The 14,888-nt window shown below is 68.7% G+C and carries 16 protein-coding genes; 11 read left to right on the forward strand and 5 right to left on the reverse strand.

Going from position 1 to position 14,888, the window contains the following annotated elements; all coding sequences use genetic code 11:
* Positions 1-7: 7 nt before the first annotated feature.
* The 8 genes from DW307_RS08780 to DW307_RS08815 are packed head-to-tail and all read left to right on the forward strand — an operon-like array spanning position 8 to position 6,321.
* A complete protein-coding gene (locus tag DW307_RS08780) occupies positions 8-889 on the forward strand; it encodes a flagellin N-terminal helical domain-containing protein (protein WP_029258616.1) in 882 nt (293 codons plus the stop codon).
* The gene (locus tag DW307_RS08785; RefSeq protein ID WP_029258615.1) at positions 886-1,257 is read left to right on the forward strand and encodes a flagellar assembly protein FliW; all 372 of its coding nucleotides are present in this window, start codon (positions 886-888) and stop codon (positions 1,255-1,257) included. Before DW307_RS08780 ends, DW307_RS08785 begins: the two co-directional genes overlap by 4 nt.
* Before the next feature lie 59 nt (positions 1,258-1,316).
* Entirely contained in the window at positions 1,317-1,940 is a 624-nt protein-coding gene (gene tsaB, locus DW307_RS08790) for a tRNA (adenosine(37)-N6)-threonylcarbamoyltransferase complex dimerization subunit type 1 TsaB (RefSeq protein ID WP_136024536.1), read from the forward strand.
* The gene (gene rimI / locus DW307_RS08795; RefSeq protein ID WP_029258613.1) at positions 1,937-2,425 is read left to right on the forward strand and encodes a ribosomal protein S18-alanine N-acetyltransferase; all 489 of its coding nucleotides are present in this window, start codon (positions 1,937-1,939) and stop codon (positions 2,423-2,425) included. The genes tsaB and rimI overlap by 4 nt, the downstream gene beginning before the upstream one ends.
* Entirely contained in the window at positions 2,422-3,489 is a 1,068-nt protein-coding gene (gene tsaD, locus DW307_RS08800; protein ID WP_029258612.1) for a tRNA (adenosine(37)-N6)-threonylcarbamoyltransferase complex transferase subunit TsaD, read from the forward strand. The genes rimI and tsaD overlap by 4 nt, the downstream gene beginning before the upstream one ends.
* Positions 3,486-3,971: a hypothetical protein gene (locus DW307_RS08805; protein ID WP_029258611.1), complete on the forward strand. Its 486-nt coding sequence runs from the start codon at positions 3,486-3,488 to the stop codon at positions 3,969-3,971. Before tsaD ends, DW307_RS08805 begins: the two co-directional genes overlap by 4 nt.
* A 3-nt stretch (positions 3,972-3,974) precedes the next feature.
* Positions 3,975-5,117 (forward strand): hypothetical protein, encoded by a 1,143-nt coding sequence (locus tag DW307_RS08810; RefSeq protein WP_136024537.1) that lies wholly within the window; start codon positions 3,975-3,977, stop codon positions 5,115-5,117.
* On the forward strand, positions 5,083-6,321 hold the full coding sequence (locus tag DW307_RS08815) for a hypothetical protein (protein WP_136024538.1): 1,239 nt from the start codon (positions 5,083-5,085) through the stop codon (positions 6,319-6,321). The genes DW307_RS08810 and DW307_RS08815 overlap by 35 nt, the downstream gene beginning before the upstream one ends.
* A gap of 7 nt (positions 6,322-6,328) precedes the next feature.
* Here the strand turns inward: DW307_RS08815 and DW307_RS08820 are convergent, their stop codons facing one another.
* The gene (locus DW307_RS08820) at positions 6,329-7,534 is read right to left on the reverse strand and encodes a class I SAM-dependent methyltransferase (RefSeq protein ID WP_136024539.1); all 1,206 of its coding nucleotides are present in this window, start codon (positions 7,532-7,534) and stop codon (positions 6,329-6,331) included.
* 158 nt (positions 7,535-7,692) lie between these two features.
* Here DW307_RS08820 and groES point away from each other — a divergent pair, with 158 nt between their 5' ends.
* The 3 genes from groES (at position 7,693) to DW307_RS08835 (ending at position 10,498) form a co-directional block, all read left to right on the forward strand.
* Positions 7,693-7,989: a co-chaperone GroES gene (groES, locus tag DW307_RS08825; protein WP_017203655.1), complete on the forward strand. Its 297-nt coding sequence runs from the start codon at positions 7,693-7,695 to the stop codon at positions 7,987-7,989.
* A gap of 178 nt (positions 7,990-8,167) precedes the next feature.
* Positions 8,168-9,097: an EamA family transporter RarD gene (gene rarD, locus DW307_RS08830; RefSeq protein WP_021198915.1), complete on the forward strand. Its 930-nt coding sequence runs from the start codon at positions 8,168-8,170 to the stop codon at positions 9,095-9,097.
* A 144-nt stretch (positions 9,098-9,241) separates the two neighbouring features.
* Positions 9,242-10,498 (forward strand): ABC transporter substrate-binding protein, encoded by a 1,257-nt coding sequence (locus DW307_RS08835; protein ID WP_021198914.1) that lies wholly within the window; start codon positions 9,242-9,244, stop codon positions 10,496-10,498.
* A 92-nt stretch (positions 10,499-10,590) separates the two neighbouring features.
* Here the strand turns inward: DW307_RS08835 and DW307_RS08840 are convergent, their stop codons facing one another.
* From DW307_RS08840 to DW307_RS08855, 4 genes are all read right to left on the reverse strand, one after another.
* Entirely contained in the window at positions 10,591-11,364 is a 774-nt protein-coding gene (locus DW307_RS08840) for an ABC transporter ATP-binding protein (RefSeq protein WP_029258607.1), read from the reverse strand.
* The gene (locus DW307_RS08845; protein ID WP_136024563.1) at positions 11,361-12,329 is read right to left on the reverse strand and encodes an ABC transporter ATP-binding protein; all 969 of its coding nucleotides are present in this window, start codon (positions 12,327-12,329) and stop codon (positions 11,361-11,363) included. Before DW307_RS08845 ends, DW307_RS08840 begins: the two co-directional genes overlap by 4 nt.
* A 67-nt stretch (positions 12,330-12,396) precedes the next feature.
* A complete protein-coding gene (locus DW307_RS08850; protein ID WP_021198911.1) occupies positions 12,397-13,374 on the reverse strand; it encodes a branched-chain amino acid ABC transporter permease in 978 nt (325 codons plus the stop codon).
* Positions 13,375-13,379: 5 nt separating this feature from the next.
* Entirely contained in the window at positions 13,380-14,663 is a 1,284-nt protein-coding gene (locus DW307_RS08855; RefSeq protein ID WP_240750590.1) for an ABC transporter permease subunit, read from the reverse strand.
* Between the last annotated feature and the right edge of the window lie 225 nt (positions 14,664-14,888).

The following is a 14,888-nucleotide window of genomic DNA, read 5'->3' on the forward strand; positions in this document are numbered from 1 at the left end:
GAGCACCGTGATCTCTCGAGTGACGTCATCCGCGATGACGCAGACGGCCATGCGCCAGCTGCAGTCCAACCTCTCCGAGCTGGCGCGTCTGCAGGAGCAGGCGACGTCCCAGCGCGCGTTCGCCGCCCCATCCGACGATCCGGCAGCCGCGGCAGCCGCACTCGCACTGCATGCCGAGCAGCGCCGCACCGAGCAGTATGCCCGCAACATCGACGACGGCCTGGCATGGGTCACCGCCGCCGACACGGCCATCACCGCGAGCACGGCTCTGCTGGGGCGCGTCCGCGACCTCACCGCCCAGGGCGCGAACGACGGCGCGCTCGACGCCACCGCCAAGGAGGCCCTCGCCGTCGAGCTCGAGGGCATCCGCAAAGAGCTCCTCTCCCAGGCCAACACGCGGCTGCTCGGACGCTCCGTGTTCGCCGGTACCTCCGACACCGCGGCCTTCGCTGCCGATTACAGCCACAGCGGGGTGCCCGGAGCCGAGGTCACCCGACGGGTGTCGGACGCGGCATCCGTCCGCGTCGACACCGACGGCGCCGCCGTGTACGGCACCGGAGACGACTCGGTCTTCGCCCTCGTCGACAAGATCGTCGCCGACCTCCGATCCGGCACGAACGTCGGTCCCCGTCTCGGCGAGATCGACGGTCGCCGTACGGCCATGCTCGCGGTGCAGGGCTCCGTGGGCACCAGACAGGCTCAGATCGAACGCGCCAAGGAGGCGGCAGTGCAGAATTCCGTGTCCCTCGAGTCCCGCAGGACGGCGGTGGAGGACGTCGATTCGATCGAGGTGCTCGTGCGCCTGCAGGCACAGGAGCTCGTGTACCGCTCGGCGCTCGCCGTGAATGCGCGCGTCCTCCAGCCCTCGCTCATGGACTTCCTCCGATGACCGCCGCACTGACCTTCCTCGCCCCGCCGCCGGGACTCGCCCCCCACGTCGAATTCGCGCTCGCACCCGTCGACGGATCCGACGGGCTCTTCTCGATGCGCGCCGTCGACGACTCCGCCTTGCGCCTCTACCTCGTCGATCCCCGGAGCGTTCTGAGCGAGTACGCGCCGATCCTGACCGACGAGCAGGCGGAGGGGCTTGCGCTGGGATCGCCGGATGACGCGCTGATCCTCGTGGTCGCCCATCCGTCCGCTGAGGGGGTGAGCGTGAATCTCCTCGCCCCGGTGATCGTCAACCGGACGACGGGAGCCGCATCGCAGGTGATCCTCGAGGATCAGGACTACCCGCTGCGCGCCCCGCTCGGCTGACCCCGGACCTGGGCTCGCGTCGGCCGCTCTCCTCAGGGGACGGCGGCTAATCTGGAGTCGTGATCCTTGCCGTCGATACTTCCCTGGGCACGGCTGTCGCCCTCATCGATGCCGACGGGACGCGACGCGCCGAAGCCGGTGCCGTCGACCCGCTCGGCCATGCCGAGGTCATCGGCGACCTCCTCGTCCGTGCTCTCCACGAGGCGGGCGATGCCCAGATCACCCACGTGGTCGCGGGCATGGGACCCGGTCCCTTCACCGGGCTGCGCATCGGCATCGCCGCAGCGCGCACCTTCGCCCTCGGGCGCGGACTGCCGGTGATCCCCGTTCCCAGCCATCTCGCGGCAGCACTCACTGCTCTCGAGGCCGACGCCGCGACCGTACCGTTCGCGATCGTGACGGACGCCCGCCGCCGCGAGGTCGCCATCACCGTGTTCCACGGCCTCGACGACGACGGCATCCCGGTGACCGTCTCCGACACCGTGCTCGTGCGGGCCACAGAGGCCGACGCGCACCTCGACGGCATCCGACGTATCGATGTGGCGACGCTCTCGGGGACGGATCTGGCGCGGGTCGGCGCACGCGCGCTCGCGGCCGGTCGCACCCTCGCCGGCGACGAGCCTCTCTACATGCGTCACCCCGACGTCACGCTCCCCGGCGCCCCGAAGAAGGTGGGCACATGACGCTTCGCCACGCCACCGTCGAAGACCTCGACGCGATCATGGCGATCGAGAACCGGTCGTTCCCGTCGGACGCCTGGAGCTCGGAGACCATGGCCGCCGAGCTGGCGAGCCCGCACGGACGGTACCTGGTCGACGAGCATGAGGGGGCGGTGGTCGGGTACGGCGGGGTGCGCGCCCTGCAGGGAAGCGCCGACGCCGACGTCCAGACCATCGCGTTGCTCGCCGAGTACCGCGGCCAGGGGCGGGGCAGGACGCTGCTGCGTGCGCTGCTCGCGGCGGCCTCGGAGCGTGGTGCGCGCGAGATCTTCCTCGAGGTGAGGGCCGACAACCCCTCTGCCGAGGGGCTCTACCGGGCCGAGGGTTTCGAAGAGATCGCCCGCCGCCCGCATTACTATCAGCCCGACGACGTCGACGCGATCGTGATGCGTCGAGAACTGCCAGGTCACCCGGTGCCGGGCACCACGGCCGAGGAGGCGAAGTCATGAGCGAACCGCTGGTCCTCGGCATCGAGACGAGCTGCGACGAGACGGGGATCGGCATCGTACGCGGACGTACCCTGCTCTCGAACACCATCGCCTCGAGCATGGACGAGCACGCGCGATACGGCGGCGTCGTGCCCGAGGTCGCCGCCCGAGCGCACCTCGAGGCGCTGCAGCCGGCGATCGATGCGGCACTCGCCGAGGCCGATGTGCGCCTGGACGACCTCGACGCGGTCGCCGTCACGAGCGGCCCTGGGCTCGCCGGGGCCCTGATGGTCGGCGTCGGCGCGGCGAAGGGCCTGGCGGTCTCGCTCGACAAGCCCCTGTACGCGGTGAACCATCTGGTCGGGCACATCGCCGCCGACATCCTCACCGCCGACTCCGCTCCGCTCGAATATCCGACCGTCGCGCTGCTCGTGTCCGGTGGACACACCTCGCTGCTGCATGTGCGCGACCTCACCACCGACGTCGAGCTGCTGGGGGAGACGATGGACGACGCGGCGGGAGAGGCCTTCGACAAGGTCGCCCGCCTGCTCTCGCTGCCGTATCCCGGCGGACCGGAGATCGACCGCGCAGCGGCCGACGGCGACCCGAACGCGATCCGGTTCCCCCGCGGGCTGTCCCGTGCCTCCGACCTGGCGAAGCACCGCTACGACTTCTCGTTCTCGGGGCTGAAGACCGCGGTGGCCCGTTGGGTCGAGCGCTGTGAAGCCGAGGGGGTCGACGTCCCGGTCGCCGATGTCGCTGCGAGCTTCCGGGAAGCGGTGGTGGACGTTCTGGTCACGAAGGCGCTGGCCGCCTGCGCCGACCTCGGTGTGCCGCGGCTGCTGCTCGGAGGCGGCGTGATCGCCAACCGGCGTCTGCGTGAGGTCGCTCTGGAACGGGCCGGAGCCGCGGGGGTCACGGTGCGCATTCCGCCACTGTCCCTGTGCACCGACAACGGCGCGATGATCGCGGCGCTCGCCGCCGAGCTGATCTCGTCCGGCCGCCGTCCGTCCACCCTGGACTTCGGTGCGGACTCGACGCTTCCCGTGACCGAGATCCAGATCGCGGAGGCGGTGTCGGCATGAGCGACGTTTCCGGCTCTCCCGAGGCGACACCCTCGACGACGCCGGCGGCGCGCATCGAACGTCCCAGCGGCGAGGTCGAGCATCCGGCCGGGAACGCTCGTCTGCCCGGCGCCCGCCGTGACGGCTACACCAAGATGCCGACCGGGCCTGTCGGCATCGAACCGGTCGTCGCGACCGGTCCGGACATCGATGCGCCCGATGACACGGAGTGGGAGCCGTCGACGGGATCCGTGCCGATCGACGACACCCGTCTCGCTCCCTGGGCGCTGTTGGCCGCGATCGTGGCTCTCGGGGCATCGTTCTTCGTCGGCTGGGGTATCCCCGTCGCGGTGGTCTCGGTGATCGCGGCGATCATGTCGCTGCGTCGCCCTGTCGAGAGCCGGGCGATCGCGCGGTGGGCGCTCGTGCTCGGTCTCTGCGCGACGGTCTACAGCCTGGGCTGGCTGGTCTGGGCCGGCATGCAGTTCGAGAGACTCGGCTGACCGGTGCTGGACGCGGCGGAGCTCGAGGAACTGCGCTCCCTGCAGGCGCGGGCTTATGCCCGGGACTCCTCGCTCACGGGCGCCGACGCGGCCAGACTGCGCGAGCTGGAGGAGCGCCGGGTCGCGCGTCCGATCGCGCCGCGCGGCGAGGCGTCACCCGTCGATGCCGTGACCTCCTCCGCGTCGGAGGCGGCTGGACGATCCCCGGTCGATCTCCCGGACACCGGAACCGAGCGCCAGGGCACACATGCCGCCGAGGTATCGGATGCGGAGACGTCGCTTGCGGCGGGGACGGCTGCCGACGACGCAGCCTCGCACGACATCGCCCCGCGCGTCCTCCCACTGCTGCGCGTGCACTGGCGGGCGGCCGCGATCGCCGTCGCGGTGCTGCTGGTCGTCGGTGTGGGATGCGGCTGGATGCTCTTCGGCAGATCCGGCACCGCTTCGGTCGCCCTGACCGCGCAGCAGCAGGAATGGCAGAGCGCCCTGATCGCGGGTGGGCGCTACGATCAGGGATCCCTGCGCGCCCTCGCGGTGGAACAGGGCGCGGTCATCTGGGCGGCGACCAAGGACGACGGAGAGAGCACGTGCCTGCTCGTGGCGACATCCCCGTCGGCCCTGCCCACCTGCGAGCGTACCGAGACGGTCGAGAGGACGGGGCTCTTCGGCGCGGTCACGCTGGAGTCGAAGGACGAGATCAGACGCGAGCTCAATGTGCAGCTGATGTTCGCCCCCTCCGGGGAGCCCGCCGTCGCCGTCCACACGTCGGAGTACGGTCCCGGCACCACCAACGGCGTCATCTACGAGAACGCCGAGGAGGCGGAGAAGGCGAAGCGGATCGCCGGGCAGGGGTTCGAGATCAACTCGCTCTGGGTCATCGGCTACGACGGAGAGGTGCCGGTGTGGACGGGGATGGAGCTCGAGGGCTTCCAGACCTGCCTGATCTACGACGGCTCGGACGACCGCTTCCCGCGCGTCTGCGCGGATGCACTCACGATGCAGGAGCAGGGTGCCACGCTGGTGCTGAACGTGCTCGACGATGCGAGCGGCGAGCTCGTGCGCCTCGAGCTTCCGACCGCGAGCAACGGGAACTCCTCGCTGACGATCAGGCGTGAGGGGGGTGCCGGCCGTGCAGGGGGAGGCTGACGCCGACGAGCTCCGCGCGCTCCGGCGCAGGGCCTACGCCCGCGACGGTGTGGTGACGGATGACGAGATCCGGCGGTTGCGCGAGCTCGAGGACGCTCGACGATCCGCGATGTCGACGAGCACGCCGACTCCTGCGGAGCCACTCGCGGTGAGCATCGGCCCGGAGCGTCCTCTGTCTGAGTCTGAGCCGGTGGATGCGCCTGAGCCTGAGCCGGTGCCGGTGCCGGTGCCTGTGCCGGTGCCTGTGCCGGTGCCGGTGCCGGTGCCTGAGTCTGAGCCGGTGGATGCGCCACGGTCATGGGGCGCGGTTCGCCGTGCCCTTCGGCGCTATCGGTGGGGCGTGTCGGCGCTCGCCGTCCTGCTTCTGGCGCTCGGTACCGCCATCGGTGGAGCCGTTTTCGCGCCACGAGACGGGAGCATCCCGCTCACGGCAGCGCAGCAGGAACGCCGCGAGGTGCTCGCCGCGGCCGACTTCGACCCCGGCTCGATCCGCGCCGTCGCTCGGGACGAAGAGGCCCTGGCGTGGTACGCGACCAAGGACGACGGCAGCATCGTCTGCGTGATCCTCGATGCGGGCGAACAGTCGCAGTCGAACTGTCTGCCGGTCGCCGACACCGGACGCGGCCTGAGCGTGTCGTTTCCCGTGCCGCTCGCCGCGCCGGACGACGACCCGGAAGGCGACCCGCGTGGTGTGGGGGGTGTGAACGCCACGATGCTCGTCTCGACGACGGGGGAGCCGATGGTCGTGCTCCAGCACTGGTCGATGCCCTCCACCGCGCCGTCGCAGTTCGCCGGCGGCGAGCGCACGCGGGCAGAGGAACTGGTGGATGAGGGGTTCGCGTTCACGATCGAGATCGTGGGTTACTTCCGCACGGCCCCGGTGTGGGTCGGCGACCGTCTCTCGGACGAGGGCGAGATCGAGAAGTGCCTCGTCGTCGACGCCGTCGATCTGACGGCGTGCGCATCTCTCGACGCGGCAGCGGAATCCGGGATCGAAGCGCGGATCGATGACGTCGACGGGGCTTCCGGCGGGGTCGTCGGCTCGTCGGTGCTCGAGGCGCGGTTCACGAGGTGGCAGACGCCCTATCTGACCATCACCGACGCGCCGGTGACCGGCGCGGAGCCGGGGGATACCGTTCGGGTCGACGCGCCTCCCGGTGACCCCATCGTGGTCGAGCCGCCGGGTCGCGACGCGGAGCGTTGAGCGGGGGTCAGTTCGCTGCGGGCACCCGGTCGGCGAGGATCGCGCGGCGCTGATCGCCGATGCGGGCCAGGATGAGTGTCGCCTCCTGGTCCCCACGCAGCGTGAGCTTCTTGCGGAAAGCGGCGGGATCCACGTCGACTCCGCGCTTCTTGATCTCCAGGCGCCCGATGCCCTGCGCCTGGAGGGCGGCGTTGATCGCCTTGGGGTGGGCCGGGAGGGTCTCGCGCACCCGGAAGGACTGCACGAAAGGACTCGTCAACGCCGCGTCGGAGGTCAGATACGCGATGTGCTCGTCGAGCATCCCCGCCTCCAGGCTCCGGGCGACCTCGCCGATCAGCCGCGCACGGATCACGGCGCCGTCCGGTTCGTGCACGAACGCGCCGAGCTCGCGCACGGGTTCATCGGGGGCGTCCGCCGGCGCCGTCAGCTCGTGCGAGCGCTCGTCGCGGATCACGAGGGCCGCCCGCCGCACCCCTTCCCGGGCGAGCGCGCCGCTCCAGACGACCAGTTCGACCACGCTGCCGTCGGCACTGACCCACTGTGCCTCGGCGTCGACCGGCAGGGCGTCGCGGTCGTGCGCCGGTCCGAGCTTGATACCGGTCGGATGGTGAGCCGCCACCTCGAATGCCCAGTCCAGCGAGGGGGAGTAGTCGTCGGCCGAGACGCGTCGGGTCTCGCTGTGACCCGAAGTGCGTCTGGCCGGGTCCATCCAGACCGCGCTCCCCGGGTCCAGCGACGAGAAGGCGTCTTCGGCCGTGCGATGGTCGACGACCGCGCTGTCGCCGAACGGGGCCAGGTTGTAGGCGGCGATCGCCGAGGTCACCTCGTCGGCGTCGACGGCGCGCACATCGAGTCCGGCGCCGGCGAAGGCCAGGGCGTCACCGCCGATTCCGCAGCCGAGGTCGGCGACACGGGTGAAACCGGCGTGACGGATCCGCTGCGCATGCCGGGCTGCGACGCCCAGCCTCGTCGCCTGCTCCAGCCCCGCGCGGGTGAACAGCATGCGTGCGGCGAAGGGCCCGAACTTCGCGGTGGCCCTGGAGCGCAGGCGGGCCTGGCCGACGACGGCGGAGACCAGCTCGGGGGAGTGGCCGCCCGCGCGCAGCCGCGAGACGGTGCGGGCGACATCGGCGGTCGAATCGATGGGCCCGACCGTGTCGAGCAGTTCGAGACCGGCGGGGGTCAGCAGGGCGCGCAGCTCGGACATCTCCACCCGCTCAGCCTAATTGCCCGGGCGAGTCGTCGAACTGCGGCGCGCACTGGCACTCGCATTGCGTGAGTGCCAGCCGAGCGCCTAGACTGGATTAGCACTCTCGGGTTGAGAGTGCGAACAAGTCTTTCGTGTCAGCGTCAAGAAAGAAGAGGTAGACCGTGTCGGTTTCCATCAAGCCGCTCGAGGACCGCATCGTCATCAAGCAGGTCGAGGCCGAGCAGACCACCGCGAGTGGCCTGGTCATCCCCGACACCGCCAAGGAGAAGCCCCAGGAGGGCGAGGTCGTGGCGGTCGGCCCCGGCCGCATCGACGACAACGGCAACCGTGTTCCGCTCGACGTCGCTGTCGGCGACCGCGTGCTCTACAGCAAGTACGGCGGCACCGAGGTGAAGTTCGGCGCAGACGAGTTCCTCGTCCTGTCGGCCCGCGACGTCCTGGCGGTCGTCGTCCGCTGATCTGCGGAACCTGATTCCCGTCTCTCCTGAGGGGCGGGCAAGGCCATCGAAGGGGCCCGGATGCGTATCGCATCCGGGCCCCTTCTGCATCCGCCAGCGAGCGTCCGATTCCTGCCGAACTGCGATCGACGGGGCGGCGGCGCCGTTCGCGACGCCGCCGCGGGCATAGGGTTGTGCGGTGCCACCACAGACCACCCGCGCCGCGCAGACCGCCGGCGTCGCCTATGCCGGTGGGGCCTACCTCCTCTGGGGTGTGCTTCCCCTCTACTTCCTCCTCCTGGTTCCGACGGGGCCGTGGGAGGTCGTCGCCTGGCGCGTCCTGCTGTCGTTCGTCTTCTGCCTCCTGCTGCTCACGGTCATGCGCGGCTGGGCGGCGTTCGGCGTCATCATCCGGCAACCCCGGCTGCTGGGCTGGACGGCGCTCGCGGGGCTGCTGATCTACGTCAACTGGCAGGTGTTCCTGATCGGAACCCTCAGCGGCAACGTCGTCGAGACGAGTCTGGGCTACTTCATCAACCCGATCACGACCGTCCTGCTCGGCGTCTTCGTGTTGAAGGAGCGCATCCGCCGATTGCAGTGGGCGGCGATCGGCATCGCCGCGATCGCCGTCGTCGTGATCGTCGTCGCCTACGGGGAGTTCCCGTGGATCGCGCTGTCACTCACCGCGTCCTTCGGGGTCTACGGACTCATCAAGAAGAAGATCGGCCCTGCCGTCGATGCGGTCAGCGGTCTGACGCTGGAGTCGTTCTGGCTGATCCCCATCGCGGTGGTGCAGCTGATCGTCGTCGCACAGACCACGGGGATCACGATGGGGACGAACGGTTGGGCGCATGCGCTGCTACTGGCCTTCGCCGGTGTCGCCACGGCCGTCCCGCTGCTGCTCTTCGCCGCGGGGACCCGACGCATCAACCTCACCGTGATCGGCATGATCCAGTTCATCACCCCCGTGATGCAGTTCCTCATCGGCGTCCTGGTGCTGCATGAGCCGATGCCGGCCGAACGCTGGGCGGGCTTCATCATCGTGTGGATCGCGATCGGCGTCTTCATCGTCGACCTGCTGCTCGCCGCGCGTCGGGGGCGCAGGATTCCCCGGGCCGAACCCGCCTGATCCCCGGATTCATCCGCAGAGGGACCGGGTGTCGGATCGTTAACGCACCGAGATACTTGCGACCCCTGTGCGCGGGACTCACGCCCTAGTGTTAGAGCACCCGATTGTGGCCACAATCCACGTTCAGTTACGCAAGGGAGCATCATGAACGCATTGAAGGGCTCGCGCACAGCGAAGGTCTTCGCCGGGATCGCACTGATCAGTGCATCCGCCATCGTCATCGCCGGCTGCAGCAGCACTCCGAGCTCGGAGAGCGGCGGCAGCGACAAGCCCGCCGCCGATCTGACGCTCAAGCTCGGTTCGCTGCTTCCGCAGACGGGTTCGCTGGCGTTCCTCGGCCCGCCCATGGAGTCCGGTGTCGGGCTCGCCGTCCAGGAGGTCAACGACGCCGCCGCCGGCGTCACGATCGACCTGACGGCCGAAGACGAGGGCGACACCGACACCAAGGCGTACGAGACGTCGATCACCAAGCTGCAGGGCGCGGGCGTCTCCGCCATCGTCGGCGCCGCGGCGTCGGGCGTCTCCAAGCTCATCCTCGACGGCAACGTGAGCGCAGGCATCCTGCAGATCTCGGCGTCGAACACGTCGCCCGACTTCACCACGTGGGATGACAACGGCCTGTACTTCCGCACCGCCCCCAGTGACCTGCTGCAGGGCGAGGTGCTCGGCAACCTGATCGCCGAGGACGGCGCGAAGACGCTCGGCATCATCTACCAGAACGACGCGTACGGCACCGGCCTCAACGACGCCATCACGAAGACGTTCGAGAGCACTGGCGGTGAGGTCGTCGAGTCGGTCTCGTTCAACGTGGGCGACGCGCAGTTCGACGCGCAGGTCGAGTCGATCAAGGCGCAGAACCCCGACGCGGTCGCGATCGTGTCGTTCGACCAGTTCAAGACCATCGCACCGCTGCTGGTGAACGCCGGCATCTCGGCCGACAAGTTCTACATGGTCGACGGCAACCTGTCCGACTACGGCACAGAGATCCCGGTCTCGCTCGAGGGCGCGCAGGGAACCAAGGCCGGTCCTGCGCTCGCGGATGACTTCACCTCGCGTCTGCAGGACTACTGGACCGGCGAGGGCAACCCCGAGGTCAAGGACTTCACCTACGCGGCTGAGGCGTACGACGCCGTCATCCTCGTGGCTCTGGCGTCGCTGGCGGCGGGCTCCACCGAGGGCGCGGACATCGCGGCCAAGATGCAGGAGGTCTCGGGCGGTTCCGGCGACGGCAAGAAGTGCACCAGTTTCGCCGAGTGCGCCAAGATCATCAACGACGGCGGCACGGCCGACTACGACGGCTACTCCGGCGACATCACCTTCGATGAGGCCGGCGACCCGCAGGGCGCATCGATCGGCATCTACAAGTACGGTGCCGACAACATGATCACCCGCACCAACTGATCAGACGATCACATGACGAAGGCCCCGGATCCGATCCGGGGCCTTTGTCGTGTGATGTCCTGTCGTGGTGTCGCCGCGTCGATGTCGGCGGTTCAGGCCGCGTCGGTGCCGAGCGTTCCGAGGTAGAGACCGATCACCTTCGGGTCGTTCAGCAGATCCCGCCCGGTGCCCTCGTGGGCATCCTTGCCCTGGTCGAGCACATACCCGCGGTCGCAGATCTGCAGGCAGCGTCGGGCGTTCTGCTCCACCATGATCGTCGTGACGCCGGCCTTGTTGATGTCGGACACCCGGATGAACGCGTCATCCTGACGCACGGGGGAGAGGCCGGCCGACGGCTCGTCGAGCAGCAGCACCGACGGATCCATCATCAGCGCGCGCGACATCGCGACCATCTGCCGCTCGCCGCCGGAGAGGGAGCCTGCGCGCTGCTTGAGCCGCTTTCCCAGTTCGGCGAAGATGCCGGTCACGAACTCGAGCCGCTCCGTGTAGATCTTGGGGTTCTGGTAGAGCCCCATCTGCAGGTTCTCCTCGATCGAAAGAGAGGGGAAGACGTTGTTCGTCTGCGGCACGAAGGCGACTCCGCGCCGGACGAGCTTGTCGGCCTTCAGGCCCACGATGCTCTCGCCCTTCACCGTGATGTCGCCGCTGCGCACGTTCACCAGACCGAAGATGGCCTTCAGCAGGGTCGACTTGCCGGCGCCGTTCGGGCCGATGATCCCGATCAGTTCCCCCTGGCGGGCGATGAGGTTCGCACCGTTGAGGATGTTCACTCCGGGGAGGTATCCGGCATGGACATCGGTCAGCTCGACGACGACGTCGTCCTGCGGTATGGCCTGCGGTGCGTTGGTCGGCGTCTCCGCGCTCATGCGCTGCCCTTCCCCTCGGTCCCGGAGACCGGATCGCTCGCTTCGAGCTCGGCCTCCGCTTCTGCTTCGATCTTCTCGCGGAGTCTGACCGCCGCGGCGTCCTCGAGCACGGGGATGCGCCCGGTGACCGCTCCCAGGTCGAGGTCCTGATGTGCACCGAGGTAGGCATCGACGACCGCCGGGTTCTCCATGACCTCGTCGGGAGGCCCTTCCGCGACGACGCGGCCCTCGGCCATCACGATCACCCAGTCCGCGATGTGGCGGACCATGTGCATGTCGTGCTCGACGAAGAGCACGGTCATCCCCTGCTCCTTCAAGTCGAGGATGTGGTCGAGGAGCGACTGTGTGAGGGCGGGATTGACGCCGGCCATCGGCTCGTCGAGCATCACCAGCGTCGGATCGCTCATCAGCGCTCTGGCCATCTCGAGGAGCTTGCGCTGACCTCCCGAGAGCGATGCGGCGAAGTCCTTCTCCTTGGCGTCGAGCTTGAAGCGTGTCAGCAGTTCCCGCGCCTTGCCCTCGATCTCGGTGTCCTGCGCGCGCCAGAGGAAGGGGAACAGGCTCGACCAGAAGCCCTCGCCGCGCTGATGCGGAGCGCCGAGCTTCATGTTCTCGAGGACGGTCAGCAGCGAGAGCGACTTGGTCAGCTGGAACGTGCGCACCTGCCCCATCCTGGCCACCTTGAACGACGGCACTCCGGAGAGGCTGGTGCCGTCGAACGACCAGGTGCCGCTGTTGGGCTTGTCGAATCCGCAGAGCAGGTTGAAGAGCGTCGTCTTGCCCGCGCCGTTCGGGCCGATTAGAGCGGTGATCGCGCCACGGGGCACTTCGAGGTGATCGACGTCGACGGCGGTCAGGCCACCGAAACGACGCTGGACCGCGTCGACGACGAGGATCGGATCCACCTTGGCGACGCCGGGCTTGACCTCTCCCTTGGTCAGGCCGGTCGTCTTCGGGCGGCGGATGCTCCCCGTGGACGGCGCAGCCGTCGCGGCGTCATCGCCGGGGCCGGGGACCTGTTCGGGGGTCAGTTCATTTGACAAAGGTCATCTCCCTCTTGTCGCCGAGGATGCCCTGGGGGCGGAAGATCACGAGCAGCATGAGCGCGATGCCGACGAAGACGAACACCAGCGTCGATGCCTGGCTGTCGGACATCGGCAGCAGCCCTGCTTTCGCCATCGAGGGGAGCAGGTTGGCCATGAAGGCGAACACCACCCAGAACAGCACCGCACCCAGCGTGGGCCCGAACACCGTGGCCGCGCCGCCGAGAAGGAGGATGGTCCACAGGAAGAACGTCAGCGACGTCGAGTAGCTGCCGGGGACGACCGCGGAGGGGAGCACGAAGATGATCCCGCCCGCGGCGCCGATCACACCACCCACCACGAGCGCCTGCATCTTGTAGGCGAAGACGTTCTTGCCGAGCGACCGCACCGCGTCCTCGTCCTCGCGGATGCCCTTGAGCACACGACCCCACGGGCTGCGCATCAGCGCCCACACCAGGAGGATGGCGACCGCCAGGACGATCACGCCGAAGACGCGGTTCCAGAGATCGTTCGCGCTGTACATCCAGGGGCCGAACCCGTAGGTGCCCGTGGGGATGGGGTTCGCATCGCGGAATCCGCCGTTGTACTGCGCGAGGCCGTCGGCGCTGTTGGTCCATTCGTCGAACAGCTGCGTCGTGAACAGGAGGCGGACGATCTCACCGGCCGCGATCGTCGCGATCGCGAGATAGTCGGCACGCAGGCGCAGCGTCGGGATGCCCAGGAGGACGGCGAAGAACGCGCCGCCGAGCAGACCGATGAGCATGCCGATCCACCAGGGCAGGCCGAAGCTCAGCACCGAGATGGCGTAGCCGTAGCCGCCGATGGCCATGAAGGCGGCCATGCCGAAGTTGAGCAGACCCGCGTATCCGAAGTGCACGGCGAGGCCGGTCGCCGCGAGGGCGTAGGCGATCGTGACCGGGCTGAACAGGTAGACGGCCGTGTTCGAGAAGATGCTTCCGAAGTCCATGGTGATCAGCCCAGCCTTTCCCTGCGTCCGAGCAGACCCTGCGGTCTCACGAGGAGGATGACGATGAGCACCACGAGGGCGCTCGCATACTTCAGGTCCGACGGGATCCAGAGGGTCGAGACCTCGACCGCGATGCCGACGATGAGGGAGCCGACGAGGGCGCCGAACGCCGTGCCGAGACCGCCCAGCGTGATGGCGGCGAAGATCAGCAGCAGCATCTGCATGCCCATGTCCCACTTCACACCCGGGCGGAAGTAGGCCCAGAGGATGCCGGAGATCGCGGCCAGTGTTCCGGAGAGGATCCAGACGTAGCGGATGACCCTGTCGACGTCGATGCCCGAGGCGGCGGCGAGCTGGGGGTTGTCGGAGATCGCTCGCGTCGCCTTGCCGATCCGCGTGCGTGTCAGGAAGAACGCCACCGCCAGGATCACGACGATGCTCACGCCCATCGCGATCATGTCGATGTACGACAGCGAGATCGGACCGAACTGGATCGGCGTGGGGCTGGCACCGGGGAGCTGGTACGTGCCTCCGCCGATGATGAACTGGAATGCGTAGCGGAGGGCCAGGGAGAGTCCGATGCTGACGATCATGAGCTGGACGACACCGAGCCCACGTCGCCGCAGCGGACGCCAGATCCCCGCATCCAGCGCCCAGCCGAACAGGCCACCGCCGATGACGGCCGCGACGATGCCGAGCCAGAGCGGGAGATGCCAGAACGTGGTCGTGACCAGGGCGACGAGACCGCCCCACGTCACCATCTCCGCGTGCGCGAAGTTCGACAACCGGGTGGTGCCGTAGATGAGCGCGGCACCCATCGAGGCGAGTGCGAGCAGGAGGCCGAAGTTCAGGCCGCCGACCAGTCGTGAGAGCAGCTGGTCGACGAAGGAGACCGTGACCCGCTGGCCCTCGCCGAGGAACAGATTCATGATCTTGGTCCCGGTGAGACCGAACTCGACCTCGAAGGAGGCTGTCGTCCCCGCGATCGGCTGCGTTCCCTCCGGCAACTGGGTCGCGTCGACGATCACGCCCTCGGGCAGGGTCGACTCGTCGACCGTCAGGGTGTACTTCTCCTTCTCGGGCACGTAGAGACGCCATTTGCCTTCGGCGTCGGTCTCGGTCTCACCCTTGAAGCCCTTGCCCTCGATGGACATGACGACGCCTTCGACAGGTTGATCGTCGAAGGTGACGACACCGGCGAAGTAGAACTCCGTGACCTCCTGCCCGTCGTCCGTCGTCTCGGCCGAAGCCGATGAGGGGGGCAGGAACACGAACGCGGTGAGCGCCATGAGGATAGCGAGCAGCGCGACCACCCAGGGGCGCTTTCGCTGCACAGCGATTGTTGTGGGTCCCACGCAACCTCCACTTTGAGTGCTGTGTCTCCGCGGTGTCGGGTCGACCGCGGGGATGGACGACGCACTTGAGCGTAATGCGCGATCGGCGATTCGCCTACGGTCCCTGCCAACAGTCCGGTAACGACGGGGCTCTGGGAATGTTCTCGGGCGTGTCTCGCT

The sequence above is a fragment of the Microbacterium sp. K27 genome (genome assembly GCF_004794435.1).
Taxonomy (GTDB): domain Bacteria; phylum Actinomycetota; class Actinomycetes; order Actinomycetales; family Microbacteriaceae; genus Microbacterium; species Microbacterium maritypicum_A.

Bases quoted from the DNA above. Each gene is read 5' to 3' on its own strand.
- DW307_RS08840 (WP_029258607.1), bottom strand. From the start codon at position 11,364: ATGAGCGCGGAGACGCCGACCAACGCACCGCAGGCCATACCGCAGGAC.
- DW307_RS08805 (WP_029258611.1), top strand. From the start codon at position 3,486: ATGAGCGACGTTTCCGGCTCTCCCGAGGCGACACCCTCGACGACGCCG.
- tsaD (WP_029258612.1), top strand. From the start codon at position 2,422: ATGAGCGAACCGCTGGTCCTCGGCATCGAGACGAGCTGCGACGAGACG.
- DW307_RS08850 (WP_021198911.1), bottom strand. From the start codon at position 13,374: ATGGACTTCGGAAGCATCTTCTCGAACACGGCCGTCTACCTGTTCAGC.
- DW307_RS08835 (WP_021198914.1), top strand. From the start codon at position 9,242: ATGAACGCATTGAAGGGCTCGCGCACAGCGAAGGTCTTCGCCGGGATC.
- DW307_RS08855 (WP_240750590.1), bottom strand. From the start codon at position 14,663: ATGGCGCTCACCGCGTTCGTGTTCCTGCCCCCCTCATCGGCTTCGGCC.
- rimI (WP_029258613.1), top strand. From the start codon at position 1,937: ATGACGCTTCGCCACGCCACCGTCGAAGACCTCGACGCGATCATGGCG.
- DW307_RS08785 (WP_029258615.1), top strand. From the start codon at position 886: ATGACCGCCGCACTGACCTTCCTCGCCCCGCCGCCGGGACTCGCCCCC.